Genomic DNA, 24492 nt, shown 5'->3' with positions numbered 1-24492 from the left:
TTGTATGACTTTAGATCGAGTTAAAAAATCGGTTGACAACGTTGTCAGGCACCCCTAAAAATCCGCTTCGTAACATCGCTGCAATCGCGACGTAAGCGCGATACGCATGGCCGGAGGCCACCGCGATGGCCGCAGGCTTCAGGGCAAAGAACACACCAGCGCATCGACGGCGAGCAACGCAGGCACCCGCCCGCGCGATGCGTCACGTTGCGCGAAGAACAGCAGGCGACGTCAGGGGGCGAAGGCGCAAGGCGCAGATTCCCGGGCGGCGTTACCATCCCCGCAGGAGATCGATGTGAACCCCCGCATCAGCGCACTTTCCATGGCCATCCTCACTGGCCTCCTCGCCGCCGGCAGCGTATCCGCCCAGGACGCATCCAGCCCCGCTCCCTCGCCCGGTACGACCCCGCCCGCCGCGGCCAAGCCAGCCGACGCCAACGCCAAGCCGCAGGACGCGGCCAACCTCACCGGCGTCACCGTCACCGGCATCCGCGCCAGCCTGCAGAAGTCGCTGGACCTCAAGCGCAATGCGGACTCCATCGTCGACGCCATCTCGGCCGAAGACGTGGGCAAGTTCCCGGACACCAACGTGGCCGAGTCGCTGTCGCACCTGCCGGGCATCAGCGTCGATCGCAACTTCGGCGAAGGCGACAAGGTCAGCATCCTGGGCACCGATCCCGCGCTGAACCGCCTGCTGCTCAACGGCCAGACCGTGGCGTCCACCAACTGGACGTCCGATCCGAACAACCCCGACAGCCGCTCGTTCAACTACAGCCTGCTCACCTCGGAAATCATCGGTAACGCCCAGGTCTACAAGACCCCGCAGGCGAACATCGACGAGGGCTCGATCGGTGGCACCGTGATCGTCAACACGCGCCGTCCGCTGGATCTGAAGGCCAACACCCTCACCGGCACCGTCAGCTACGGTTACAACGACCGCGCCGACAAGGGCAAGCCGAACGCGTCCGTGCTGTACAGCTGGAAGAACCAGGACAACACGTTCGGTGTGCTGGGCTCGCTCATGCATTCGGACAAGATCATCGACCGCCAGGGCACCGAGGTGTTCGGTTACCAGCGGGTCAACGATCCGACCGATACCAACCCGGACCACCAGTTCAACCCGGCCGTGGTGCCGCCCAACCAGCAGGGCGTGTACCCGACGGCGGTCAACACCGCGTGGTTCCAGCAGCGTCGCAAGCGCGACGGCGTTTCCACCGGCCTGCAGTGGAAGCCGAACGACGCGTTCGAGCTGAACTTCACCGGCCTGTACGTCACCGAGAAGTTCAACAACTTCAACCAGAGCCACTACGGCGAATGGTCCGGCTCGGCCGCCGACGCCACCGCGCTGGGCTTCCAGAACGGCGTGGCCACCACCGGTAGCTACGGTCCGGGCACCTCGACCTACCTCGACGGCTACGAGCGCGACTCGACGGTCAACACCGGCGTCGCCAACCTGCGCGCCGACTGGTTCGGTGACGGCTGGACGGCCTCGAGCCAGGTCGGCTACACCGGTTCCACCGGCGGTTCCGACGGCATCTGGAACATGCAGTTCCAGAATTTCGGCGGCTTCAACTACAACCTCGATGGCCAGCATCCGCAGATCAACTACAACAGCCCGGACAACCCGTCGGCCGCGCTGGCGCACGGCGCCGGCTACAGCTATGCGCCCAGCTACGATCGTGAGCGCTATTTCCAGGCCGATTTCTCGCACGACGTGGCCTGGGGCCCGCTGAACCAGATCTCGGTGGGTATCAAGGCCACCAACCACCTGGACGGCCAGGATGCGTACAACGCGAGCATCCCGAGCACGGCCTATGCCGGTACGTCGCTGGCCAACCTGGCCGACGGCGGCACGCCGGGCGGTTACCTCGACGGCCTTAACTCGGCCGGCAACATGGGTGACTGGACCACGATCAATCCAGGCCTGATGAAGGCCTATGTCTCCAGCCTGGTCACCAGCACCGCGCTCGATCCGAAGGCCACCTACAGCATCGCCGAGCAGAACCGCGCCTTCTACATCCAGGGCGACTTTGCCGGCGACGGCTACCGCGGCAACATCGGCGCGCGTTACTTCCGCACGCGTGACACCGTCAACGGCTACAACAGCATCGGCAACAACAACTACACGCCGGTGAACAAGCGCAGCGCGTATCACGACTGGCTGCCGTCGTTCAACATCGCCTACGACGCCGCCGAGGACGTGACCCTGCGTTTCGCCGCCGCCAAGACGATCGCCCGCCCGCGCTACCAGCAGATGACCCCTTACGTGGCGCTGGATGACCGCAGCCTCACCGGTTCGGCGGGCAACACCGACCTGCAGCCGTACAAGTCGACCAACTACGACGCCTCCGCCGAGTGGTACTTCTCGGAGAACAGCGTGCTGTCGGCCGAGCTGTTCTTCCGCCGCATCTCCGGTTACATCCTCAACACCAACGTGGCGCAGACGCAGTACAACCTGACCGAACAGCGCGACGACGTGTACCAGATGCAGGTGCCGGTCAACGCCGGCGTGGCCAAGGTCAAGGGCCTGTCGCTCACCTACCAGCAGAACTTCGCCTATGGCTTCGGCATGCTGGCCAACTACACCTACTCCGACGCCGACACCAGCAACGACTTCCCGCTGCCGTACAACTCCAAGAACTCGTTCAACCTGTCGCCGTTCTTCGAGCAGGGGCCGTGGAGCGCACGCCTGACCTACAGCTGGCGTTCGTCGTACTTCACCTCGATCGCACAGCTGCAGTCGCAGCAGATCACGGGTATCTTCCGTCAGCTGGACGCCACGGTGGGTTACCAGGTCAACGACCACATCCGCCTTTCGCTCGATGCCACCAACCTGCTGGACGAGACGTACATGGTCTACAACAACACGCCCGCGCAGCCGCTCAATGCCTACAAGAACGGCCGCACCTACATGATGACCATGGGCTTCAAGCTGTGATGTCCCGCGGTTCGCTGGTGCTGGTGGCCTGGCTCGTCGCCGGTGCCGCCAGCGCGACCACGCCGACGGAGAGGGACCTCTCCGCCGGCTGGCGCTTCCGCCTCGCCCCTGAAGCCAAGCCAGCAACCGCCCCAATGGTCCATGTAGGTTCGGACGATGTCCGCGATCCCGGCGCCCCCAGCGATCCCGCCGCCACACTGGCCCACCTGAAACAATGCAAAACCTCCTGCGAGCGCCTGCACGACTGGCAACCCGCCACCGTCCCCGGCGCCGTGCAGACCGACCTGCTGGCCACGAAGCAGATTCCGGATCCGTTCTGGCGTGACAACGAATCCCGCCTGCAATGGATCGGGCTCTCCGACTGGGATTACCGGCTGGATTTCGACGTCGACGTGGCCACGCTCCGGCGGGGTCACGTCGATCTGGTTTTCGACGGCCTCGACACCTATGCCGAGGTCAGCCTCAACGGCAAGAAGTTGCTCTCGGCGGACAACATGTTCCGTCGCTGGCGTGTGCCGGTGAAGGGCACGCTGCACGCCGGCACCAACACGCTCACGGTGCACCTGCAATCGCCGATCGCACGCATGCAACCGTGGCTGCTCAAGCAGCCGTACGCGTTGCCGGGCGAATTCGATTCCTCCTTCGGTGACGAGCCGAAGGGCAAGCAGACCTCCAACTACGTACGCAAGGCCAACTACCAGTATGGCTGGGACTGGGGTCCGCGTTACGTCACCCTGGGCATCTGGCGCCCCGTGCACCTGCAATCCTGGGATACCCTGCGCGTCGCCGATTTCCACATCGCGCAGACCCAGGTCGACGCCACGGCGGCGAAGCTGGACAGCCAGTTCGACCTGCGTGTCGACAAGGCCATGGCGGCCACGCTGAAGGTGCAGTGGACCGCGCCCGACGGCAAGACCGGTACGGCCCAGCAGAACGTGACCCTGAAGGCTGGCGAGAACCACGTCGGCGTGCCGCTGACCATCGATCGTCCGCAGCGCTGGTGGCCGGTCGGTTACGGCGATCCCAACCTCTATCGCTTCCACGCCACGGTGGAAGCCGCCGGCGCGACGCTGGCCGAGGCCGATCGCGAGACCGGATTGCGCACGGTGGAACTGCGCCGCGACAAGGATCAGTGGGGCAGGGGCTTCGCCTTCGTGGTCAACGGGGTGCCCGTGTTCGCCAAGGGCGCCAACCTGATTCCCTACGATGCGTTCCCGTCGCGGGTATCCAGCGAGCGGCTGGAGGCGATCCTGCGCTCGGCGAAGGACGCCAACATGAACATGCTGCGCATGTGGGGCGGCGGTACCTACCAGGATGATGCGTTCTACGCCGCCGCCGATCGCATGGGCCTGATGATCTGGCAGGACTTCATGTTCGGTGGTGCCGTCACGCCGTACGACGCGGCCTTCCGCGAAAGCAGCCGCATCGAGGCGGAGGAACAGGTCACGCGCCTGCGCGACCATCCGTCCATCGTGCTGTGGGCCGGCAACAACGAAGTGCAGACCGGCTGGGAGGAATGGCCCGATCGCATCGATTTCCAGAAGTTCGTCAATGGCGACGAGGTGAAGAAGGTCGAAGCCGGCATGCGCACGCTGTTCGGCAGCACGCTGCGCAAGGTGGTGGCGGGCCTGTCGCCCCAGGTGCCTTACTGGGCCAGCTCGCCCAGCACCGACTTCGAAGGCCCGGCCAACGTCCAGAACGATGGCGACATGCATTACTGGAAGGTGTGGTCCGGCTCCGAGCCGATCTCGCACTACCTCGACATCACGCCGCGTTTCCAGTCCGAGTACGGCCTGCAGTCGTTCCCGGTCATGGCCACCATCAAGGCGTTCGCCGAGCCGGGCGACATGCAGCCCGAATCGACCGTGATGCGCGCGCACCAGAAGTTTGCCAACGGCGACGGCAACCAGCGTCTGCTCCTGTACATCCGCCAGGAATACGGCGAACCGAAGGACTTCCCCTCGTTCGTGTACCTCAGCCAGGTCATGCAGGCCGAAGGCATCGAACTGGCCGCCGAGCACCTGCGCAGCGCGCGCCCGCAGAACATGGGCACCTTGTACTGGCAGTTGAACGATGTATGGCCCGGCGCGTCGTGGGCCAGCGTGGATTACTTCAATCGCTGGAAGGCGTTGCAGTTCCACGCCAAGCGCTTCTATGCGCCGGTCGATGTGGTGCCGCTGCGCCGCGACGGCACCACCCAGGTGTTTGCCGTATCCGATCGCACCACCGATTTCGACGCCACGCTGCGCACCCGCGTCTACGACATGGCCGGCAAGATGCTGCGGGAAAGCAGCCAGCCCGTGCGTGCCGCGGCGCTGTCCAGCACCAAGACGCTGACGGCGGACGACGCCACCCTGCTCAAGGGTGCCGATCCGCGCAAGACGGTCGTTGCCTTCGACCTGCTGGAGCAGGGCAAGGTGGTCGCCCATCACCTGCTGTACTTCGGCGCGGCGCGCACGCTGGCACTGCCGGCGCCGGCACTGACCACCGCGGTGCGTGACGATGGCCACGGGCTCGTGGTGACGGTTACCGCGAAGCGTCTCGCCCGCGCGGTCTGGGTGGACACCGGCGACCTCGACCTGCGCCTGTCCGATAACGCGTTCGACCTGCTGCCGGGCGAAAGCGTGGACATCGCGGTCGAGGGCGCCACCGATACCGACGCCCTTCGCCGCGCGATCACGGTACGCTCGCTCGTCGATGCCCTGAAGGAGACCACGCCGTGAATCCCTCCCGTCGCAACCTCATGAAATGGCTGTCGCTGGCGCCGGGCGCGGCGATGATCGGTGGTGTCAGCCTGGGTGCCTCCGCGGCTTCGCGCTTCACCAGCCAGCGGCCGGCCGTGGACAAGCGCAAGTTCACCAGCCCCGCCGTGGAGGCGCTGATCGCCTCGACGAAGAAGAAGATCGCCGACCCCGAGCTGGCCTGGCTGTTCGAGAACTGCTTCCCCAACACGCTGGATACCACGGTGGAGGTGGGCCGCCTGGACGGCTACGAGGATACCTTCGTGGTCACCGGCGACATCGACGCGATGTGGCTGCGCGATTCCTCCGCCCAGGTCTGGCCGTACCTGCCGCTGGCCGCGAAGGACGAAGCGCTGCGCAAGCTGTTCCGCGGGCTGATCCGCCGCCAGGCCCGTTGCATCGCGATCGATCCCTACGCCAACGCGTTCCTGCCCGACCCCAAGGGCAAGAGCAAGCTCGAATGGGCGCAGTCCGACATGACCGACATGCGTCCCGGCGTGGCCGAGCGCAAATGGGAAATCGACTCGCTGTGCTATCCGGTGCGCCTCGCCCACGGCTACTGGCAGACCACCGGTGACCGCGAGCCCTTCGACGACGCCTGGCGTGCCGCCACGCGCGGCATCGTCACCACCTTCCGCGAGCAGCAGCGCAAGGAAGGCACGGGCCCGTATCACTTCCAGCGCCCGTCGCCCAACCCGACCGAGAGCCAGTTCCTGCACGGCTACGGGCAGCCGACGCGCCCGGTGGGCATGATCCACGCCATGTTCCGTCCGTCGGACGACGCCACGTTGTACCCGTTCAATATTCCCGGCAACCTGTTCGCGGTGGTCACCCTGCGTCGCCTCGCCCAGATGCACGGCACCCTGTTCGGCGACCAGGCATTCGCCAGCGAAGCCAGCGCGCTGGCCGACGAGATCGAGGCGGCGGTGGAGCGCCACGGCGTGATGCACGACGGCCAGGACGATTTCTGGGCCTACGAGGTGGATGGCTACGGCAACCAGCTGTTCATGGACGACGCCAACGTGCCCAGCCTGCTCGCGCTGCCTTACCTGGAAACCACGGCATACGATGCGCGTTATGCGCGCACGCGCCAGCGCGTGTGGAGCACGGCCAATCCCTATTTCTTCAAGGGCAAGGCCGGCGAAGGCATCGGTGGCCCGCACGAGGGCCTGCGCATGATCTGGCCCATGTCGATCATGATGAAGGCCTTCACCACGGACGACACGGCGGAGATCCGCCAGTGCCTGCATTGGCTGAAGACCACCCACGCCGGCAGCGGGTTCATGCACGAGGCCTTCGATCAGGACGATCCGAAACAGTTCACGCGCTCATGGTTCGCGTGGGCCAACACCCTTTTTGGCGAGCTGGTCGTCCATCTGGCCGACAAGCATCCCGACACCCTGCGTCGCGTCTGACGCGACACCCCGCTGGAGCGATTCATGGTTACCCGTCGACGTTTTCTGCAAGGGGTGGCCGCCGCCACCGCCATCGGTCAGCTAGGTTCCCTCACCGCGATGGCCGGTGGCGTGCAGCAAGGCCTGAAAGCCCCGTCATCCGGTGGCGCCGCCGCCAGTGACAGCATCCTGCGCTACGTCGATGTCTTCGTCGGCACGGGCGGCCACGGTCACACCTATCCCGGTGCGACGCGGCCCTTCGGCATGGTCCAGCTCAGCCCCGACACGAACAACGCCCAGTGGGACGGATCATCCGGCTACCACCAGGGTGACGGCTCGATCATGGGCTTCTCGCACACGCACCTGTCCGGCACGGGCGCGGCCGATATGCTCGACTTCCTGGTCATGCCCTCGATGGGTCCCGTGCTGCTGCAGCCGGGCGACCGCGACTTCGACGGCGTGAACTACGTCTCCCGTTTCGACGCCGCGAAGCAGGGCAGCGGCAAGCCCGAGAAAGGCTACCGCAGCGGCGTGAAGGGTTACCGCTCGCACTACACCGGCGAGCAGGCGCATCCGGGCTACTACCGCGCGAAGCTCACCCGTTTCGACATCCTGGCCGAGCTGACCGCCACGCTGCGCGCGGGCATGCATCGATATACCTTCGGCAAGGACGGCGACGCCCACGTGCTGCTGGACATGGCCCACGGCTATACGGATGCGATGGACCAGCCGGCCAGGGTCAGCGACGTGCAGCTGAGCGTGGTCGGCAACGACACGCTGGTCGGTGGTCGTCGGGTCTGGCAATGGGCCTCCGGTCGCGTGATCTACTTCGCCATGAAGCTGTCGCGTCCCGCCACGCATGTCACCCTGTACGACAACGACAAGGCCCTGCCCGCGGGCACCGCCACCGCCAAGGGCGACAACCTCAAGGCCGCGCTGCACTTCGACAAGGCGTCGTCGGCACCATTGCTGGTGAAGGTGGGTATCTCGGGCGTGGACATCGATGGCGCCATGCGCAACCTCGACAGCGAGATGCCGGGTTGGGATTTCGACGGCATCCGCGCCGCGGCCGAAGCCGAGTGGATCCAGGAACTGTCGAAGATCACCATCGAATCCGGTTCCGACAAGATCAAGCGCACCTTCTACAGCTCGCTCTACCACACCATGCTGGCGCCCACGGTGTTCAGCGATGCGGACGGCCGCTACCGCGGCATGGACAAGGCGGTGCACACGCTGCCGGACGGTCGCCATAACTACAGCACCTACTCGCTGTGGGACACCTACCGCGCCGAGCATCCGCTGTTCACGCTGTACCAGTCCGAACGCGTGCCCGACCTGGTCGACGGCCTGGTCCGGCTTGCCGTGGAAAGCCCCAGTGGTGCGCCGGTGTGGCCGTTGCAGGGCATCGAGACGGTCTGCATGATCGGCTACCACTCCGCGGTGGTGGTGGCCGAAGCCCAGGCCAAGGGCTTCAAGGGTATCGACTACGAGAAAGCCTGGCCGGTGTTCCGCCGTCGCGCCATGCAGGACGATTACTTCGGTCTGCCGTATTACCGCAAGCTCGGCTTCGTGCCCAGCGACAAGGAAGCCGAGGCGGCCAGCAAGACGCTGGAATACGCGTATGACGACTGGGCCGTGGCGCACATGGCCGAGGCCCTGGGTCACACCGACGACGCGGCGCTGCTGCGCAAACGCTCGCAGAATTACGCCCACGTGTTCGACAAGGACATGCAGTTCGTGCGCCCGCGTGCCGAGGACGGCACCTGGGTGCAGCCGTTCGATCCCATCGCCATCGGCCATTCCAAGCGGTGGCGCGATTTCACCGAATCGAACGCCTGGCAGGCCACGTTCCTCAACCAGCACGATGTGTACAACTACATGACGCTGTTCGGTGGCAGCCAGGCGTTCGAGACGAAGCTGGATGCCCTGTTCAACGCCGATCCCACGTTGCCGGAAGACGCGCCGCCCGACATCGCCGGCATGGTGGGCCAGTATGCGTTCGGCAACGAGCCGGGCCACCACATGCCCTACCTGTACGCGTACACAGGCGCGCACCACAAGACGCAGGCGCGCGTGCGCATGCTGCTGGAAACGATGTACCTGCCAGAGCCCGATGGCTTGCCCGGCAACGAGGACTGCGGCCAGATGAGCGCGTGGTATGTCATGAGCGCGATGGGCCTGTACGCGGTCGACCCGGTCAGCACCCACTACGTGTTCGGCAGCCCGTTGCTGGACCGTGCGGAGGTGCAGGTGGGCGGCGGCCGCACGCTGGTGATCGAGGCGAAGGACAACGGACCGGGTCGTCCCTATATCCAGTCGGTCACCTGGAACGGCCAGCCGTGGACGAAGAGCTGGATCGCGCACAACGACCTGGAAACCGGTGGCACGCTGGCGTTCGTGATGGGCGACCAGCCCAACATGGCGTTCGGCAAGGCCCTTGCCGACCGTCCGCCGTCGTTCGGGAGCGCGCCCGCCGCCTGATGGCGGCACGGCTGCCGTTTCACGGCGGCTAGACCCCGCTAGCGACACTCTCCACCCGCCGGGGGACGCCGGCGGGTCGGGGTGTCGCAACATGTCTTACGTCGGGCGCATGTACTTGCGGTTGTTCGTGCCGAGCCTTCTGGCGCTGGGCACGGGCGCGCTGGCGGCCGTCGCGACCAAGGCGGCCCAGCAGGTGCCCGGCCCCTTCGGCCTGGCCTCCCTGTATTCCAACCTGCCGGGCTGGCTGCTCGGCCTCGGCACCGTGGTGGCCGCGGCCCTGGCCGCCTTTCAGCTGGTGCGCCTTCGTCTATGGGAGCGCGGCGTGCTGGGTGCGTGTTACGTGTGCGGCTGCCTGCTGGGTGCGCCGCGTGCGGCGCGGCGCGGGCTGGGTACGACGCGGAAGTGCATGGGTTGCGGCAAGGTGCATGGCACCAATCACCGACTGATGTCGACCGTGGTACCGCTGGCGGTGGCCGTCAAGGACGGCGCCGGCGCGCCGGTCAGGAGCGTACGTTCGTCACCGTGATGCGGTGACCGATGCACTCCAGCAGTTCGCGCAATGCCTCGGCACTCTCGATGGTGGTGTCCGCCTCGAGCGACAGCCACAACGTGTCGCCCGAAAGACCATGGATCTTCTCGTTGAACTGGATCTCGATGGCGACCTTGCCACCGGGCTGGACCACCGATACCTCGAAATTGCGTGACTGCACGTGCTGGCTTCCCCTGGTGGACTGGCTGTCTGTCGGTATGCCGGCATTTTACCGGGCTGGCCGGGTAAATGCTGTCCGTATCGGGTGATGCGTGAACCACGGCACGTTCACCCGGCCGCTACGGGCCGACCGGTTACAAGGGCAGCACGAGGAGAAGCCTATGCTGCAACTGAATCCGCCGCTGCCCATGAACACGCCCAAAGGCGAGGGTTTTGCCCATTTCCTGATCGATTACGGCCCCGAATCCGACCTTTACTGGACCGTGTTCATCACGGACACGGGGGAGATCTGGACCTTTGCCAACCGCGAGGTGCGGGCGTCCAAGAACATCACCATCGGCCGTACCGCGCCTTCCGCGCCGACGCCCCGCCAGGCCCCGCCCGCACGCCGCCCGGCCGAGGCACGCGAGCCCGGCGTGCTGCCTTTCGCCGTGGCCGAGGCCCCGGTCTGACCTACCTCGTCCGCTCGGTATAGGTCGTCTGGCGATCTGTGCCTGACAGGAGCGGGGTGGCACATTGGCCCCCCAAGGGGCGCCATGCCGGCGTCATCCTCCCCGGGAGGCCAGATGCAGACGGAGCCGCGGTTGCCGGTGATCGTGATGGGACGTGGACCGACGGCGCTGGGCATCCTCCGCAGTCTGGACCTCGCGGGTATTGCCGCCTACGTGGCCTGCCCGCCCGACGATCTGGTCATCCGATCGCGTCATTTCCAGGCCGTACCGGGATGCCCGGACTGGGACGGCTCGCCGGGCCCGCAGGCGTTCGAAGCCCTGGCCGACTGCGCCCTTGCGCGCGCCGTGATCATCGCCGGCGCGGACGATGCGGCCCTGTGGCTGGCCGAACTGCCGCACACCGCCCTGGGCTGGCGCTTTCCCGTCAGCACCGCCAGTCGCGAGGTGCAACGCCTGTTGCAGGACAAGTCGGCCTTCGCCGGTTACCTCAAGGCGATCCACGTACCGCACCCGCGCACCTTCCGGCTGACCCACGCCGGCGACATCGACGTCATTCCGTTCGATACGCTCGGACGAGTCTTCCTCAAGCCGGTGAACTCACAGAAGTTCAGCGATGTGACCGGCGTCAAAGGCTTATGGGTCGAGGGCGCCGACGCGCTGCGCGAGACGTGGGCGCGTTTCCACGCGCAGGGCTTCCGGGTCATCGCGCAGGAATACGTACCCGGACCGCCCAGCGAACACTTCTTCGTCGACGGCTTCCGCGATGGGCAGGGTGGCTATGCGGGCCTGTTCGCGCGACAGCGCCGGCGGATGTCGCCACCGGACTTCGGCAACAGTTCCTGCTCACGCGCCGTACCGCTGTCCGCCGTGCCGGAGGCGGTGGACAGCATTCGCCGCGTGCTGGACGGGCTGGATTACCGGGGTATCTTCAGCGCCGAGTTCAAGCGCGATCCGCGCGACGGCGCATGCCGCCTGATCGAGGTGAATACGCGCGCCTGGACCTATGTGGAGTTCGCCGCGCGTTGCGGCGTCAACGTCTGCGCCATGGCCTGGGCAGATGCCCAGTGCCTGCCCGTGACACGCGCCGCATCCGACTACGACACCGGCGGCAGCTGCATCGACCTGTACCATGACATCGCCAGCGTGCGTTGTTCGCCCGCGGCGCGGCATCCTGGATGGATACGCCTGGTGATCGAATGGCTGCGCGCCGACCTGCACGTGTTCCGCCGGGACGATCCCGCGCCCGCCTGGCATTTCATCCAGGGCCTGCTGCGTAAGCGCTTAGGTGGGTCAGTCCGCCCGACCCAGCGGCGCGGCGACGTCTTCGAGGGAGCGTCGCTCGGCGGAGATACCAAGTAGGCCCGCTGCCAGCGCGCCGACCAGCATCAGCGACGCGCCCAGCGCGTAACCCCAGCCGATCGCGGCACGCTCGCCGCTGCCGATGAGGTGACCGAACAGCCACGGGCCGGCCACGCCACCCAGCGCGGTGCCGAACGCATAGAAGAGGGCGATGGCCAGCGCGCGTAGCTCCAGTGGAAAGCTTTCGCTCACGGTGAGGTACGCGGAACTGGCCGCCGCCGACGCGAAGAAGAACACCACGCTCCACGCCATCGTCTGCGTGCGCGCATCCAGGTAGCCGTGGACGAAGAGCCATGCCGTGACGAACAGCAGCAGGCCCGACAAGGTGTATGTCGCGACGATCATCGGTCGCCGTCCCAGTGTGTCGAACAGCCGCCCGAGCAACAGCGGGCCGAGAAAATTGCCCGCCGCGAACGGCAACAGGTAAAGGCCCACATCGGCGTCGCTGACGCTGTAGAAGCGCCCCAGCACCAGCGCATAGGTAAAGAAGATGGCGTTATAGAAAAACGCCTGCGTGGCCATCAGCACCAGCCCGAGCACCGTCCGCTTCGGATAGACGCGGAACAGGGTGGTGGCGACGTCGCCCATCGACAGTCCGCGTGGACGGAGGCGCAGGCGGGGTAGCGGCTTGTCCGGCGGCGGCGCGTCCAGCCGGCGCTCGATGTCGGCTACCACGGCCTCGGCCTCGGCGACCCGGCCGTGCAACATCAGCCAGCGCGGGCTTTCCGGAATCCACTGCCGCAGGAACAGGATACCCAGGCCCAGCACGGCGCCCAGCCCGAAGGTCAGCCGCCAGCCAAGCTCCGCGGAAACCCAGCCCGTGTCGAGCAGGCCCACGGCGGCCAGCGCGCCCATGGCCGCGCCGATCCAGAAACTGCCGTTGATGACCAGGTCGGTGTGGCCGCGGTAGCGCGCGGGGATCAGCTCCTGGATCGCCGAGTTGATCGCCGCGTACTCGCCACCGATGCCCGCGCCGGTGAGCGCGCGGAAGATCACGAACGTGAGGAAGTTGGGCGAGAAGGCGGTGGCCGCGGTCGCCACGAGGTAGAGCCCCAGGGTGATCGTGAACAGCTTCTTCCGTCCCAGGCGGTCGGTCAGCCAGCCGAAGAACAGCGCGCCGACGACGGCGCCGACCAGGTAAAGGCTGGCCGCCAGACCGACCTGGCCATCGGTCAGGTGCAGCACCGGGCTGGACTTGAGCGCGCCGGCGATCGAGCCGGTGATGGTGACCTCCATCCCGTCGAGCACCCAGGTGATGCCCAGGGCGACCGCCACCAGCGTGTGGAAGCGGCCCCAGCGCAGGCGGTCCAGCCGTGCGGGGACGTCGGTATCGACCAGGCCGTGGTCGACGGCCCCGTGCGTTGCGCTTGTCATGTCAGGCGTGCCTCAGCAGGGCGCGGGCGATCATCAGCCCGGTAATGGTCAGGCCGATGGAGCCGACCACGTTCACGGCCACGTTCGCGGCAAACCACCCGTACTGCTGGCGCAGCAACAGCCCCGCGGACTCCGCGGAGAAGGTCGAAAAGGTGGTCAGGCCGCCGAGGAAACCGGTGGCGACCAGCAGGCGCGCTTCGGCCGGCAAGGTCTGGAAATGGTCGAACAGCCCCAGCATGACACCCATCAGCAGGGCGCCGGCCAGGTTGGCGCACAGCGTGCCCAGCGGCACGTCGGGAAACAGTGGATGGAGCGCCAGCGCCAGCCACCAGCGCAACAGGCTGCCCACGGCACCGCCGATACCCACGGCCAGGAAACCGGTGTAAGTCACATCACCCCCGCTACGTTAGGACACCCCGATTATGGGTGCCTTTGCCGCGGAAGGGGGAGGGCCGCAGGACCTTGCCGGTATACTCGCAAGTCCCTGCACGTATTGGCTGCCGAATGAATCCCGCGACGCGCGATCCGAGGCGTTACCTGCCGTTCCTGCTCGCGGCCCTCTCGATGATCGGGCCGTTCTCGATCGACGCCATCTTCCCCGGCTTCCCCGATATCGGCCGCGATTTCCATGTCGGCGACGTGGCGTTGCAGCAGCTGCTCAGCGTCTACCTGTTGGCCTACGCGGTAATGAGCCTCTTCCATGGCGCGTTGTCGGATGCGTACGGGCGCAAGCCGGTCATCGTGATCTCGATGGCGATCTACACCGTGGCCTCGGTCGGCGCCGCCATGGCGCCCAGCTTCGCGTTCCTGCTGGGCTGCCGCGTGTTGCAGGGCCTGTGCGGTGGCGCGGGCATCGTCGTCGGGCGTGCCGTCGTACGCGACAGCATGCACGGCGAGGAAGCCCAGCGGATGATGTCGAAGGTGATGATGATCTTCGGCGTGGCCCCCGCCATCGCACCCATCGTCGGCGCATGGCTGCTGGGCATCGACGGCTGGCGCGGCATCTTCTGGGCCCTGACCGGCTTCACCACGCTGCTGACGCTGGGCGTGGCGTATTTCCTCGTCGAATCGCACCCTGTCGAGCATCGCACCGTGTTCCGGCCGCGACCGCTGCTGCGCGGCTACGCCGCCATCCTCGGCGACCTGCCGTTCTGGCCGCTGGCCATTGCCGCATCGGTCAACTTCTCCGGCCTGTTCCTGTACATCGCCTCCGCGCCCCACCTCATCCGCGATCTGCTCGGCCTGGGCGCGAGTGGTTTCCCGTGGCTGTTCGTGCCGGTGGTCAGCGGCATGGTCGTCGGCGCATTCATTTCCGGCCGCGTGGCCGGCCGGGTGAGCGCGGCGCGCACGGTGTCATGGGGCTACGTGTCGATGCTCTCGTCCTGCGCGATCAACCTCGTCCTCGCGCTGACGCTGGATCACCCGCGCGTGCCATGGTCGACGCTGCCGCTGGCGCTCTACGGTTGCGGCGTGCAGCTGGCCTTCCCGACGCTGACGCTGTTGCTGCTGGACCGTTTCCCTGATCAGCGCGGTGGCGTGTCCTCGGTGCAGGCGTTCGGCAGCCTGATCCTCACGGCGCTGGTCGCCGGCGTGCTCTCGCCCGCACTGTCGGCCAGCATGCTGACGCTGTCCATCGGCGCGACATCGATCTGCCTGATCGGGTTGGTGGCGTGGCTTTGGTATGCGTCGCTGGAGCGCAGGCGGCTGGCGCTTGCGAAAGCGTGCGCAGCGTCGTCGGTGGTGTCGCAGATCGAGCGGAATGAGCCGGGGTGAGGGGCCCGCTTTGCTGCTGGCAGGCGATATCAGCCCACCGGCAACCCACGCTCCACAAGAAACGCCCGCGCTTCCATCGCATCCTGCTCGAACCACGCCCGCGTCGATCCGAGGCGATAGGTATATCCCCAACGATCCATGTCTTCCATGATCCTCGCACTGCCCACCGAGGGCAGCTGCCCGCCGAGCACGATCTGCAGGTAGCAGGTCGCGTCCTCTTCCTCGATGGAATCGGTGGCGTCGGTATGCACGAGTGCACGCTTCTGCGCCGGCAGCACGATCAGGTGGCAGGCTTCGTGGAGGAGGGAATGGACCGGGGTGTCGGCGCGGGCGTAGACCGTCGTGCCGATGATGCCGGCTTCGGTGTCGCCCCAGAAACTGCCGGGAATGGCTTCGCCGTCGGCGACCTCGATGAGGGTAAGGCCGAAATCGAGCAGGCGTTGCCGTGGTTCGTCGAAGCCGATGTCGCCGACGCGGAGGACCGCGTCGACGGGATCGGACGAACTCATATGGCGGACTTGCCGTCCGGCAGGGCGACGGAGAGTTCGAGCACTTCGTGGCCGCTGTCGCGCTCGAGCGTGACGTTGACCGCCTCGACATCGACGTTGACGTACTTGCGGATGACTTCGAGCAGCTCGTTGCGCAGCAGCGGCAGGTAGTCGGGACCGCCGCGCGTCGAGCGCTCCTGGGCGACGATGATGCGCAGGCGTTCCTTCGCGACGCCGGCACTCGCCTCGGGTTTACGCTTCAGGAAATCGAGGATACCCATGCTCAACCTCCGAACACGCGCTTGAGGAAGCCCTTCTTGACCGGCTCGAGGAAGCGAAGCGGGCGCTCTTCACCGAGGATACGCGCCACGGTGTCCTTGTAGGCGGCACCGGCGTTCGAGTTGTCGTCGAGGATCACCGGTACGCCGGCATTGGAAGCGGCCAGCACGTTTTCCGATTCCGGGATGACGCCCACGACGTTGATGCCGAGGATATCCTCGACGTCTTTCACGCTGAGCATCTCGCCGGCTTCGACGCGATTGGGGTTGTAGCGGGTGAGCAACAGGTGCTGCTTGATCGGGGCCTCGCCCTTTTCCGCGCGGCGCGTCTTGCTCGACAGCAGGCCGAGGATGCGATCGGAGTCGCGCACCGAGGACACCTCGGGGTTGACCACGACCACGGCATGGTCGGCGAAGTACATCGCCAGGTGGGCGCCTTTCTCGATGCCCGCCGGGGAATCGCAGACGACGAAGTCGAAGTTTTCCTTCGCCAGTTCGTCGAGCACCTTTTCCACGCCTTCCTGGGTCAGCGCATCCTTGTCGCGGGTCTGCGAGGCGGCCAGCACGAAGAGGTTCTCGTGGCGCTTGTCCTTGATCAGCGACTGCTTGAGCGTGGCCTCGCCGTGCACGACGTTGACGAAGTCGTACACCACGCGGCGTTCGCAGCCCATGATGAGGTCGAGGTTGCGCAGGCCGACGTCGAAGTCGATGACCGCGACCTTCTTGCCCTGCATGGCGAGGCCGGTGGCGAGGGAAGCACTGGTGGTGGTCTTGCCGACTCCGCCCTTGCCGGAGGTGACGACGATGATTTCTGTCAAGAGATGTCTCCGAATGTTACTGCGACGGACGGCATCAGAGCCGCGCGACCATGAGTTTTCCACTGTCGAGCCAGCATTGCACGGGCTGGCCCTCGAATTCTTTGGGCATGTCTTCGAACACGCGGTAGTGCCCGGCGATGGCGACCAGTTCGGCGCGGAAATCGGAGCAGAAGATGCGTGCCGATTCGTCGCCCTGGGCACCGGCCATGGCCCGTCCGCGCAGGCTGCCGTAGACATGGATGGAGCCGTCCGCGATCACTTCCGCGCCGTTGGCCACGGCGGCGGTGACCACGAGGTCGCGATCGCGCGCGTAGACCTGCTGGCCGGAGCGGACCGCGCTACCCGTGTGGTGCTGCGCGGTGATCGCGCCGGTGGCATCGGTGTCGTTGTCGTCGAGCGGCGCGCGGGCGGCTTCCACGCGGCCGGGCGCGGGCGGCGCGACCTGCACGGCGGCATCGCCGGAGGCGGGCTCGTACTGCGCGCGGAACTTGGCGATCAGCGGCAGGTTCATGCGCTCGGCGAGGGCCTCGGTCTCGGCAGTGCCGTAGGCGATGCCCACCGGCAGCATGCCCGCACTGCGGATGGCCTCGAGCAGGGCATCGACCATGCCGTCGTCCGGCAGCTTGGGCAGGTGCGAGAGGTCGAGCACCACCGCGGCGCGGTTGAACATCTGCGGCGCGGCGCGCACGCGTCGTTCCAGTTCCTCGACCAGGGCCGCGGCATCGACGCGGCGCAGGCGCACGCAGGCGATGCCGACTTGGCCGAAGCGCAGGTCGCAGGCGCTGTCGAGGGTTTCGGCGCGGGCGTTCATGCGTTCACCTGCGCGGCGGCCGGCGGCTCGCGCTCGCTCAGCCATGGCACGGCGGGCAGGCCGTCCTGTTCGAGATAGCGCTCGCGCACGAAGGGAAAGCTGGGCAGCTCGCGGGCCAGCAGGCTGACCTTCGGGCCGTCGTGGCCCATCTTTTGCTGGCCCACTTCCTGGAAGCCCATCGTGCCGTGGAACAGCACGGTCTGGTCGTTGCGGGGTTCCAGGAAAACTTCACAGGTCAGGAGCGGCACACGTACCTCGGCGTAACTCTGCACATCGCAGTAGAAGATGCGGCCCAGGCCATGGCCGCGCAATTCGGAAGCGATCACGATGCGATCGATATACACGAAGCTTTCGTAATGGGCCTGGAACCAGCGGAAGTTGGGACTGGCGTAATCGGCGTCCTGGCGCATGGCGATGAGGAAGCCGACGATGCGGCTGTCCTGTTCGGCCACGCGGAAATAGTGCGCGACATCGTAGAGGTGCCGCAGGCGGGACATGTCCGTGGCGAGGATGCCGGTGCCTGCCTCGTTATTGAGCGCTAGCACGGCATCCAGGTCGTGCTCGCGCACGTCGCGGATGGCAAGGGCCATTCGTTGCTCCGCTTGAGTGTTCTTGGAAAGCGACCCCCGGGTCGCGGATGACCCACATTATGGCATGGGGAGCGTCGGTCGGCGCTGTACGCATGCCGGTCGCGACGGCCCGTCGTCCGCTGTTAACCGTTAGTTAAAGGGCGGCCCATGCCATCGGTCAGGTTACGGCCTCGTCCTGTGCCGCCCTATGATGCGGTCATGTCCAAGCTCCAGTTCAACCATGTGCGGCTGCTGCGCTACGCCACTTATCTGGCCTACCTGTGCGCCGGGCTGCCGTTGTCGATCCAGCGCGCCGGCAACCAGCCCGGCCAGATCGGCGACATGGCCCTGCTGGCCTGGATCGCCTGCTACCTGGTGTTCGGTGTCGTCTACGGCCTGCTGACCCGCCAGCTGGGTTCCCGGGTGGACGGCTTCACCCGCGTGGCGGTGTTGTTGATCCTCACCGGCACCGCGCTGGCGGTGGGCGGGCTCAGCAAGAGCGGGGTCAGCGCGTTGCTGCTGGTCATCGTGGCCGCGGTGGTGCCATGGATCATCAGCTTGCCGCTGGCCATGGCCTGGATGGTGCTGGCGCACGTGGCACTGATCCCGCTGTTCTATGCGGCCGTCGGCTGGCCCCTGGTGGCCTCGGTGATGCAGGCGGTGCTGTATTTCGGGTTCTCGGCACTGATGTTCATCGCCTCCCTGATCGCCAGCCAGCAGGCCGACGAGCGCGAGGAGTTGCGCCAGCTCAACGCGGAACTGCGTGCCACCCGCGCGCTGCTGGCCGAGTCCACCCGCATCGCCGAGCGCATGCGCATCGCCCGCGACCTGCACGACCTGGTCGGCCACCACCTGACCGCGCTCAGCCTCAACCTGGAAGTGGCCAGCCACCTCACCAACGACACGGCCCGCGAGCACGTGCTGAAGGCGCAGAAGACCGCGAAGCAGCTGCTGGCCGACGTGCGCGAGGTGGTCAGCGAGCTGCGCCAGGACGATGCCATCGACCTCACCCAGGCGCTGCGCAGCCTGACCGAGGGCGTGCCCGGGCTGGCGGTGCACCTGAGCGTGCCGCCGCGTTTCGGCGTGGAAGACCCTCGCCGGGCCCAGATGTTGCTGCGCTGCGCGCAGGAAATCCTCACCAACACGGTGCGCCACGCCCATGCACGCAACCTCTGGCTGGTGTTCCGCCATACCGGACCCGATGAGCTTTGCCTGGACGCGCGCGACGACGGGCGCGGCAACCATCAGTTCCACCCGGGCAACGGCCTGAACGGCATGCGCGAGCGGCTGGCCGAGTTCGGCGGCACGCTCCGTTTCGGTGCCGATCCTGCGGGCGGTTTCGCCCTCACGGCGCGCCTGCCACTGGGCGAGGAGCCCGCGCTGGCGCATGCGCCGACGCGTCACACGCTGGAGGTCCCGGATGACGCCGAGGCCGTCCCGCGTGCCACACTTTCCGTTCCTTCCGAGGGCCATCCATGATTTCCGTCTGCCTCGTCGACGATCAGAACCTGGTACGCCAGGGCATCCGCTCCTTGCTGGACCTGGCCGGGGATATACGGGTGGTGGCCGAATGCGCCGATGGCGCGCAAGCGGTACAGATGATTCCCCAGGTGCGCCCCGACGTGGTGTTGCTCGACCTGCGGATGCCCAACATGAGCGGCCTGGACGTGCTGCAGACCCTCGGCGCACGCAACGAACTGCCGCCGACCATCATCCTGACCACCTTCGACGACGACCAGCTGGTGCTCTCGGGCCTCAAGGCCGGCGCGCGGGGCTACCTGCTCAAGGACGTCTCGCTCGACCAGCTGGTGGAAGCCGTGAGGACGGTGTCGGCCGGCGGCTCGCTGGTGGCGCCGATGGTCACCCAGCGCCTGCTGGCGGGGGTGGGCCGGATACAGAACCAGTTCTCCAGCCTGGAACAGCCCGACCCGCTCACCGAGCGCGAAACAGAGATACTGCGTCTGCTTTCGGGGGGCTACAGCAACAAGGAGATCGCCAATTCGCTGAGGGTGGCGGAGGGCACGGTGAAGAATCACGTCTCCAACATCCTGTCCAAACTGGGCGTGCGCGACCGCACCCGTGCGGTGCTGAAGGCCCTGGAAATGGGCATCGTCTGACCCTGTCCGGGCGCGAGTGCGGTGGCTGGCCGGTTTCCGGCCGAAAATCCGCTTGTGCAGGCTTGCGAAAAAGGGCAGGGGACCCAATGGCGTTCCCCGCCGGGAGCAGCTACCATCGGCTCTTTCGGCACTGGCTAACCCCAAGCCACGGGCCGATTCTTCAGGGGTGACCATGCGGCAACCGTCCGTGTGCGGAGCCTGTTCGTAAGACGTTCGGAGAACCGTGGAATGACGCGTCTGTTAGAATTTATCGTTGCCCTCGTCATCGTCGCCATTTTGGGCGTCGTTGCCGGTGTGGCTATGCCCTCGACGGGACACGTCGAGCGCGAAATGCTGATCAGCAAGGACTTGCGCCAGGTTTACGACGTCTTCAGCAACTTCCGTCGATTCCCGGACTACACAGCCCTTCGCTCCCTCGATCCCAAGGTCCAGTTCGAACTTTCCGGCAAGGCCTATGGCCCGGGCGCAAAGATCTCCTGGAAGGCCGGCGATCCCAAGATGGGTGACGGCTCGCTCGAAGTCGCCTCCATCGACCCGGATTTCTCCAAGATATCCGATGCCGGCAAGGGCACCATTGTCTGGAACGTCGACAATGGCTGGCGCGGTAACGACAAGAAGTTCACCATCAACCTCGAGCGCAGTGGCCGCAGCCAGAAGCTCGTCAAGGTGAAGTGGGCCTACGATGTCGATTACGGCTTCAACCTGGTCAATCGCTTCTCCAACCTCTATATCCACGGCGATCCGGACGCGCTGATCCAGTTCAGCCTGTCCAACCTGCAGAACCTGATGGCGGCGATCCCGAACATCGACTACAGCAAGATGATCCCGGCCATCGCCGAGCAGCCTGCCAAGCCGATCCTGTTCGTCTCCACCACCGCCCCGCGTACGCTCGACGACGTCGATGCGGCCTCGGACAAGGCGATGGGCGAACTGCAGGCCGCGGCGAAGAAGCTGGGCGTGAACATCGTCGGCCCGCGCATCACCTTCACCACGAACTGGGGCGACCAGAACTACAACTTCGACGTGGCCGCCGAGATCGACGCCACCACGCTGAAGATCAACGGTCAGGACGTGCAGCTCACCGCCGCGCAGCGTCCGGCACTCGACACCACGGCTCCGGCCGAGGCATCGACCGCCGCCGCTCCCGCCGCGGGCGACACCGCCGCCGCGCCGGGCAGCAAGGACAAGCTGGGTCGCGTGATCGTGGACGGCAACGTCAAGGCCGTGCTCGCCTTCGGTGGCAAGGCCCTCAAGGCCGAGTGGAACGGCACCGGTGCGGGCCTCCCGCAGACCCGCCAGATGCTGGAAGCCTACTCGCAGACCCACGGCTACAAGTTCGACGACGTGTCGTTCCGCGCCTATGACATCCAGGTCAAGGCGCCGGTCAACAACAAGGGCACGGTCGAGGGTTACGACGAGCAGAAGTTCGAGGTCTACCTGCCGCTGCAGGGCGACAACCTGCCGGACCAGACCCCCGAGCAGGAAGCCGGCCTGAAGCAGCCGGGCCTGGAAGCATCGGCTCCCGCCGGCTCGTCCTCGGCTCCCGCCCCGGCCAGCACCGCCGCGGCCCCGGCCGAAGCCGGCACCGCGCCGACGATGGCCAAGTAAGCCTCTGGCTTAAAGGTCACACGAAAAACCCCGCTGGAGACAGCGGGGTTTTTTATGCGGTGAAGCAAGAGCCGGCGGGTAGCCCCCTCGGTGCCACGCCTGCGGCGACCCGTCAAGGAAGGGCCGCTCCGCGGCCGTCTATCTATTCCCCTTCGGGGCGGGTCGGGCTCCGAACGGGGATTTTTGATTCGCCCTCCATGGCTCAGCAAAAATGGCCGGCCGTCCTGGCCGGCCCCGCTACGCGGCCTTGTCCGTTCGAATCCCTCGCCTGCGGCTACCGGCCCCGAGGGGGCTACCCGCCGGCTCTTCCTGAAACTGAGGTGGGGTGTTGGGCGAGCAGCGCGTGGGGTGAGCGAGCAGGGGTCGGGGTACGGCGTCAGCGCTTTGTTGGCTGTTCGCCCACATCGTGGGCTCCTACGCCGGAGGTAGGGCCGGTCTATTCAACGCGTGATTCGCCGGCCGTGTAGGAGCGCACGCTCGTGCGCGACCCCTCAACACCACCCAAGGCGGCCGACGCCGTGCACAACAGGCAAGCGAGCGTTCCCAGCAACGAAGCGAAACCCCGCTCTGCGCTCGACCACACGCCACCTCAGTCGTCGAAAGAGCCGGCGGGTGCCACCCTCGTGGCCGGTAGCCGCAGGCGAGGGTTTCGAACGGACAAGGCCCGAAGGGGGCCGGCCAGGACGGCCGGCCGTTCTCGCGAGACAGGGATGTCGAGTCGAGAACCCCCGTTCGAAGCCCGACCCGCCCCGAAGGGGAATAGATAAACGGCCGCGGAGCGGCCCTTCCTTAGCGGGTCGCCGCAGGCGTGGCCACGAGGGTGGCACCCGCCGGCTCTTGCTCCAAGGCCCAGGCTCTTGCTCCAAAGCCCCCAGGGGTGGTTGCAACCGCCCCGCCGTGCGTTAATTGTGGGAATGATCGAGACCGACCGACTGACCCGTTGTTATGGACCGCTGATCGCGGTGGATGCGCTGACGCTGCGGGCGGAGCCGGGGCAGGTGCTGGGCCTGCTGGGCCCCAACGGCGCGGGAAAGTCCACCGCCATGCGCATGATCGCCGGCTTCCTCGCGCCCACTTCCGGTACCGCGCGTGTCTGCGGCTACGACGTGCGGCGGGAGCCGCTGTCGGCCAAGCGGGCGCTGGGTTACCTGCCGGAAGGCGCGCCCAGCTACGGCGAGATGACCGTCCGTGAGTTCCTCACCTTCATGGTGCGCGTCCGCGGGCTGGATCGCGAACTGGCCTATCGCCGTTTCGACGAGGTGGTGGCGCGCCTGGAACTGGAAGGCGTGCTCGAACAGACCATCGGCACCTTGTCCAAGGGGCTGCGTCGCCGCGTGGGCCTGGCGCAGGCGATCCTGCACGATCCGCCGGTGCTGATGCTCGACGAACCCACCGACGGCCTGGACCCCAACCAGAAACATTCGGTACGCATGCTGATCGACGCCATGGCGCGCGAGCGCACCATCCTCATTTCCACCCACCTGCTGGAAGAAGTGCACGCCCTGTGCAACCGCGTGGCGATCATCGCCAACGGCAAGCTGCTGGCCGATGCCACGCCCGCCGAACTGGAGGCGCGCTCGCGGTACCACGGCGCGGTGTCGTTCAGCGCGCAGGGCAGTGCGGTATCGCGCGAGATGCTGGCGCGCATTCCCGGCGTGGCGACGGTGGAGGTCGATCCGCTGGATGGCCGGGTCACCGTGTTCCCGCGGGAAGGCCGGCCGATCCTCGACGAGGTGCAGGCCCTGCTGCGCACCCAGAACCTGCAGGTGTCCGAGATCCAGCTGGAGCAGGGACGCCTGGACGAAGTGTTCCGGCAGATCACCACGCAGCCGCGCGGAGGCCACGCATGAACGGTGTGATGGCAATCGCCCGCCGCGAGCTGTGGAGTTATTTCGTCACGCCCGTGGCCTATGTGTTCATGGTCATCTTCCTGGTGCTGGCGGGCACGCTCACTTTCTACACCGGCGATTTCTACGACCGTGGCCTGGCCGACCTGCAGCCGTTCTTCGACATGCATCCCTGGCTTTACCTGGTGCTGGTACCCGCGGTGACGATGGCGATGTGGGCGGAAGAACGGGCCTCGGGCACGCTGGAGCTGCTGTTCTCGCTGCCGGTATCCATCTCGCAAGCCGTGCTGGGCAAGTTCCTGGCCGCCTGGGGCTTCATCGGGATCTGCCTGGTGCTCACATTCCCTATCTGGATCACCGTGAACTACCTGGGTGACCCGGACAACGGCGTGATCCTGGCCGGCTATGTGGGCAGCTGGCTGATGGCCGGTGCGTTCATCGCCATCGGTACCTGCATGTCCACCATCACGCGCAGCCAGATCATCGCTTTCATCCTCACCGCGTCGGTCTGCTTCCTGCTGTTGCTGGTGGGCCAGCCGCAGGTGCTGGATTTCTTCCAGGATGCGGTGCCGCCCAAGCTGGTCGGCGCGATGGGCCAGCTGAGCATGGCGCGGCACGCCAACGCCATCGCGCGTGGCGTGCTGGACCTGCGCGACCTGGTGTATTTCTTCGCCACCATCGTGGCCTGGCTGGGCGCCAGCGTGGTGATGCTCGACCTGAAGAGGACGCGCTGAG

The 24492-nt window shown here is 66.5% G+C and carries 21 protein-coding genes; 13 read left to right on the top strand and 8 right to left on the bottom strand.

Annotated elements, in window-relative coordinates; translation table 11 throughout:
• Positions 1-322: 322 nt before the first annotated feature.
• The 5 genes from AB8808_RS16845 to AB8808_RS16825 all read left to right on the top strand — a co-directional run bounded on the left by AB8808_RS16845 (position 323) and on the right by AB8808_RS16825 (position 10080).
• Positions 323-2938: a TonB-dependent receptor gene (locus tag AB8808_RS16845; RefSeq protein ID WP_369931282.1), complete on the top strand. Its 2616-nt coding sequence runs from the start codon at positions 323-325 to the stop codon at positions 2936-2938.
• Complete coding sequence (locus tag AB8808_RS16840) at positions 2938-5661, top strand: beta-mannosidase (RefSeq protein ID WP_369930716.1); 2724 nt, start codon at positions 2938-2940, stop codon at positions 5659-5661. Before AB8808_RS16845 ends, AB8808_RS16840 begins: the two co-directional genes overlap by 1 nt.
• A 20-nt stretch (positions 5662-5681) precedes the next feature.
• Positions 5682-7094: a glycoside hydrolase family 125 protein gene (locus AB8808_RS16835; protein ID WP_369931280.1), complete on the top strand. Its 1413-nt coding sequence runs from the start codon at positions 5682-5684 to the stop codon at positions 7092-7094.
• Positions 7095-7118: 24 nt separating this feature from the next.
• Positions 7119-9554, top strand: a complete 2436-nt coding sequence (locus AB8808_RS16830; RefSeq protein WP_369930715.1) for a GH92 family glycosyl hydrolase — start codon at positions 7119-7121, stop codon at positions 9552-9554.
• Between the two features lie 91 nt (positions 9555-9645).
• Entirely contained in the window at positions 9646-10080 is a 435-nt protein-coding gene (locus tag AB8808_RS16825) for a hypothetical protein (RefSeq protein WP_369930713.1), read from the top strand.
• Here the strand turns inward: AB8808_RS16825 and AB8808_RS16820 are convergent.
• Entirely contained in the window at positions 10055-10264 is a 210-nt protein-coding gene (locus AB8808_RS16820; protein ID WP_036140068.1) for a hypothetical protein, read from the bottom strand. The two genes, AB8808_RS16825 and AB8808_RS16820, sit on opposite strands and share 26 nt — an antisense overlap.
• Positions 10265-10424: 160 nt before the next feature.
• Between AB8808_RS16820 and AB8808_RS16815 the strand changes: the two genes are divergently transcribed.
• Together AB8808_RS16815 and AB8808_RS16810 are read left to right on the top strand one after the other, a co-directional pair.
• Positions 10425-10715: a hypothetical protein gene (locus AB8808_RS16815; RefSeq protein WP_369930712.1), complete on the top strand. Its 291-nt coding sequence runs from the start codon at positions 10425-10427 to the stop codon at positions 10713-10715.
• Positions 10716-10829: 114 nt separating this feature from the next.
• Entirely contained in the window at positions 10830-12074 is a 1245-nt protein-coding gene (locus AB8808_RS16810) for a carboxylate--amine ligase (RefSeq protein WP_369930711.1), read from the top strand.
• Here the strand turns inward: AB8808_RS16810 and AB8808_RS16805 are convergent.
• Entirely contained in the window at positions 12006-13448 is a 1443-nt protein-coding gene (locus tag AB8808_RS16805; RefSeq protein WP_369930710.1) for an MFS transporter, read from the bottom strand. The two genes, AB8808_RS16810 and AB8808_RS16805, sit on opposite strands and share 69 nt — an antisense overlap.
• A gap of 1 nt (position 13449) precedes the next feature.
• A complete protein-coding gene (gene crcB / locus AB8808_RS16800) occupies positions 13450-13839 on the bottom strand; it encodes a fluoride efflux transporter CrcB (RefSeq protein ID WP_369930709.1) in 390 nt (129 codons plus the stop codon).
• A gap of 113 nt (positions 13840-13952) precedes the next feature.
• On the opposite strand from crcB, the gene AB8808_RS16795 reads away from it, so the two are divergent.
• Entirely contained in the window at positions 13953-15221 is a 1269-nt protein-coding gene (locus AB8808_RS16795) for a multidrug effflux MFS transporter (protein ID WP_369930708.1), read from the top strand.
• A 29-nt stretch (positions 15222-15250) separates the two neighbouring features.
• Here AB8808_RS16795 and AB8808_RS16790 read toward each other — a convergent pair whose 3' ends face one another.
• The 5 genes from AB8808_RS16790 to AB8808_RS16770 are packed head-to-tail and all read right to left on the bottom strand — an operon-like array spanning position 15251 to position 18206.
• The gene (locus AB8808_RS16790) at positions 15251-15730 is read right to left on the bottom strand and encodes a hypothetical protein (protein WP_369930707.1); all 480 of its coding nucleotides are present in this window, start codon (positions 15728-15730) and stop codon (positions 15251-15253) included.
• Positions 15727-15990, bottom strand: a complete 264-nt coding sequence (gene minE, locus AB8808_RS16785) for a cell division topological specificity factor MinE (protein ID WP_036140078.1) — start codon at positions 15988-15990, stop codon at positions 15727-15729. Before minE ends, AB8808_RS16790 begins: the two co-directional genes overlap by 4 nt.
• 2 nt (positions 15991-15992) lie before the next feature.
• The gene (minD, locus tag AB8808_RS16780) at positions 15993-16805 is read right to left on the bottom strand and encodes a septum site-determining protein MinD (protein WP_036140080.1); all 813 of its coding nucleotides are present in this window, start codon (positions 16803-16805) and stop codon (positions 15993-15995) included.
• 34 nt (positions 16806-16839) lie between these two features.
• Positions 16840-17616: a septum site-determining protein MinC gene (gene minC, locus AB8808_RS16775; protein ID WP_369930706.1), complete on the bottom strand. Its 777-nt coding sequence runs from the start codon at positions 17614-17616 to the stop codon at positions 16840-16842.
• Entirely contained in the window at positions 17613-18206 is a 594-nt protein-coding gene (locus AB8808_RS16770; RefSeq protein ID WP_369930705.1) for a GNAT family N-acetyltransferase, read from the bottom strand. Before AB8808_RS16770 ends, minC begins: the two co-directional genes overlap by 4 nt.
• A 198-nt stretch (positions 18207-18404) precedes the next feature.
• Here AB8808_RS16770 and AB8808_RS16765 point away from each other — a divergent pair, with 198 nt between their 5' ends.
• From AB8808_RS16765 to AB8808_RS16745, 5 genes are all read left to right on the top strand, one after another.
• Positions 18405-19664, top strand: a complete 1260-nt coding sequence (locus AB8808_RS16765) for a sensor histidine kinase (protein WP_369930704.1) — start codon at positions 18405-18407, stop codon at positions 19662-19664.
• Positions 19661-20302: a response regulator gene (locus AB8808_RS16760; protein ID WP_036140086.1), complete on the top strand. Its 642-nt coding sequence runs from the start codon at positions 19661-19663 to the stop codon at positions 20300-20302. Before AB8808_RS16765 ends, AB8808_RS16760 begins: the two co-directional genes overlap by 4 nt.
• Positions 20303-20530: 228 nt before the next feature.
• Positions 20531-21910: an SRPBCC family protein gene (locus tag AB8808_RS16755; RefSeq protein WP_369930703.1), complete on the top strand. Its 1380-nt coding sequence runs from the start codon at positions 20531-20533 to the stop codon at positions 21908-21910.
• 914 nt (positions 21911-22824) lie between these two features.
• A complete protein-coding gene (locus tag AB8808_RS16750) occupies positions 22825-23760 on the top strand; it encodes an ABC transporter ATP-binding protein (protein ID WP_369930702.1) in 936 nt (311 codons plus the stop codon).
• Entirely contained in the window at positions 23757-24491 is a 735-nt protein-coding gene (locus tag AB8808_RS16745) for an ABC transporter permease subunit (RefSeq protein WP_036140095.1), read from the top strand. Before AB8808_RS16750 ends, AB8808_RS16745 begins: the two co-directional genes overlap by 4 nt.
• The last annotated feature ends 1 nt before the right edge of the window (position 24492 follow it).

Origin of the sequence: Xanthomonas sp. NCPPB 2632 (assembly GCF_041228075.2) — a bacterium.
Lineage (GTDB): Bacteria > Pseudomonadota > Gammaproteobacteria > Xanthomonadales > Rhodanobacteraceae > Luteibacter.
Note: the sequence above shows the minus strand (reverse complement) of the source record. Positions and strands in the feature narration are given on the sequence as shown.